This window comes from Solemya elarraichensis gill symbiont, from assembly GCF_002021095.1.
GTDB lineage: Bacteria > Pseudomonadota > Gammaproteobacteria > Chromatiales > Chromatiaceae.
On record NZ_MPRK01000268.1, the window covers coordinates 1 to 2315 of the forward strand.

The 2315-nt window shown below is 45.9% G+C and carries 2 protein-coding genes and 1 pseudogene; 2 read left to right on the forward strand and 1 reads right to left on the reverse strand.

The genetic code is table 11. The features are described from left to right. Positions 1 to 290: pseudogene (locus tag BOW51_RS11295) on the forward strand (hypothetical protein); the annotation flags it as partial. Between the two features lie 90 nt (positions 291 to 380). Here BOW51_RS11295 and BOW51_RS10010 read toward each other — a convergent pair. Then, entirely contained in the window at positions 381 to 1688 is a 1308-nt protein-coding gene (locus BOW51_RS10010; protein ID WP_135568242.1) for an MBL fold metallo-hydrolase, read from the reverse strand. A gap of 234 nt (positions 1689 to 1922) precedes the next feature. On the opposite strand from BOW51_RS10010, the gene BOW51_RS10015 reads away from it, so the two are divergent. Then, a partial coding sequence (locus BOW51_RS10015) for an esterase/lipase family protein (RefSeq protein WP_167367325.1) occupies positions 1923 to 2315 on the forward strand: 393 nt, incomplete at its 3' end.

Here is a 2315-nt window from a genome sequence, read left to right on the forward strand (position 1 = left end):
GGCGCTGGCGCACGTCAGAAAAACAGTCTCGCCTAGTGGCTACCGGGGACTACGCGCCTTCGATTCTCTCTCCTTGGCGCGCAGCGGTGGCTGAATCCCTCGACGAGTGGCATTGGCTCATTTACCCATGGGCGGTGGTGGAAGATGTGGGTGGTTTCCTGAACGAAATGACACCCCCGCCTGATGATGCAAGCCATGCGGCCGATTGGCTTCAAAAAACCTATGGTTTGCAATTACCCGATGATCAGTTGAACCATTTGCTGAGCTTGATTCCAAAGAAATCCGAATGAAGAGTCATGCACAGCGCCCTTTGACTTTCGCAGCACAATAGAAAATCGTTTTTTCACTGGCCCCAAAGTCTGGTACAGCAGAATCGAATACTATTCAAATTCCATCATTTTATAGATTCTCGCTGCGTTCCTTAACGAAAGCTCTCTAAAGGTTTTCCACTGCATAAAGGCAGACTGATCGATTTGATAGGCATCCGTTAAATCCCCACCATCGTCAAGAACCTGTTCAACTTTATCTTGCATATACACCAGGTAATCTTTTGTGAAATAGGTGACTGTCTGCAGGTCAGTTATATCACCATGCCCCGGAATGATTACACCCGGGTTTAATGTCTCAAGTTTGTCCCAGTTTTCTATCCATTCCCTGACGTTTGTATGCTCCAGAATTGGCAACATGCGCTCATTAAAAGCAAAATCGCCAGATATCAAGAGATTGTCTTCAGGCAACCACAATTGAATGTCATCCGGACTATGTGCATTACCAAAATGCTTTAATACAATTTTTCTTCCTTTAACCGGAAGAAGATACTCTTCACTAAACGTATGATCGGGCATTAACAGGCGAGATTTGAAAAACTTGTCCTTTAAACTATTCCTGGCCTGTTCAGTCACTTGTGTTGATGTATGTTCCAGGATCTCCGGCGTGTTGTCGTGTGCAATAATTTCAACGCCCTGCTCCTTCCAGTAACTACCACCAAATACAGCATGTCCCTGTGCGTTTTCATACACCAGGTACTTGACTGGCAAATCTGTAATCTTCTTGATCTCCTCGTGCATCGCCTGGGCGAGTAAATAACTGCCTCCACCATTAAAAACAACAACAGCATCATCAGCGATGATGAAGCTCAGGTTATTATTGTGACCCGAATTTTCATAGGTCGACGGTTGTGGCGCACCAATTGCAGAGTAGACACCATCCACAATTTGTTTAGGCCGCTGGTACAGGAGTGTTGTGCTGTCCAGGGTGCCCATGTTCAGGTCCAGGCCTTTTTCTTTCCAATCAAAATAACCTTCGTCATAATTTCTTACATTGGTATAGCCCATATCCATCAATGTTTTTGCCGCCAGGGGACTGCGAACATTCGTGCCGCAATAAACAACTATAGGTGTATCAAGTGAAGGGGCTGTTTCTGCAATGCGGAACTCCAACCAGCCCCTGGGAATATTGACATTCTGATATAGCCCGAGGGTTCCCAGCAGTTTGACTTCAAACTGTGTCCTCACATCAATAATGACTGCATCTGGCTGCTTGTCGATGAGTTGTAATATCTCATCAGATGAAATACTGGTAATCGCTTGATTGGCTGAGTCGAGGATTTGTTGCCCGGTAACGGGGGCATCTTGGGCAAATATAGCGTTTGAGAAACACAGGCAAAGAATAAGTAATCGAGTCTTCAAGGTTTAAGGCTCCTGCTTCAAATCATTCGTTCTGAGGCACCGTCAAACGGCACATTAAATAATCAGGCTCAGTGTAACAATATCCTCTCCATCCATTGGCACACACTGCATGCTGGAAATTTGTTTTAGCATAAATTGCGATCAATGGGATCAGACACGATTGCTCTCCCCCTGCCTATCGAGTTAGTATTGTGTAATATACTTATATTTACTAGCTATTGTAAGTGGAATCAAATGAACGCAACTTATTTAAAGCAGGCCCTGTTGCTGCTCACTCTTTTGCTACCACTGGGTACCGCAAGGGCTGAAGTCATTGTCTTTGTACATGGCTATCTGGGCAGTGCCCATTCATGGACTACAAGTGGTATTACTGCCGAGCTCAACAAGGCTGGCTGGGCCCATGTCGGACTGCCTGCAAACGGTGATCAACCAAAGGCTGACAAGTCATTTTATACCGTAGAGTTACCTTCGCTTGCGCCAGTAACAATGCAGGCAGGCTGGTTGAAATCGATTGTTGACGAGATCACCCTGAAAAATCCGGAACAGAATCTTACGCTTGTGGGTCACTCTGCTGGTGGCGTGGTATCCCGGTTAATGCTGATTCAGTACGGCGAAGGCCAGGTAAAG